1 pseudogene is annotated in these 400 nt (G+C 68.0%); it reads right to left on the reverse strand.

Annotated features, from left to right (window positions below):
* Nucleotides 1–400: pseudogene (locus G3I78_RS50080) on the reverse strand (hypothetical protein); the annotation flags it as partial.

Genomic DNA, 400 nt, shown 5'->3' on the forward strand with positions numbered 1-400 from the left:
CGTCTGGTAGAGGTCCTTGATGTCCAGCGAGTCCGCCGTGAACTTCAGGACCTTCTTCGTCTTGCCGCCCGCCGTCTTCACCTCGACGATGCCGTGGTAGTCCAGGCCGTAGAGGGTCAGGAGCGAGCTGTCGAGGTACCAGGGCTCGTCCGGCAGGAGCGGGATGCCCGGCTCCAGCTCGGCGTCGGCCAGCGCCTTGGCGTCGTACGTCGGGCAGGGGAAGGGTTGCTTCCCGTCCGCGTCCTTCGCCTCGTCCGGCTTGTCCTTGTCCTCGTCGGCCTTCTTGCCCGTCTCGTCCTTCGGCGTCTTCGCGGTGTCCTTGACGTCCTCGGACAGCTCCTTGACGTCGACGCCGGCCTTCTTCGCGGCGTCGCGGATCCCGTACGCGGCCGCGCCGGGC

Source organism: Streptomyces sp. SID13726, from assembly GCF_010548375.1.
GTDB lineage: Bacteria > Actinomycetota > Actinomycetes > Streptomycetales > Streptomycetaceae > Streptomyces.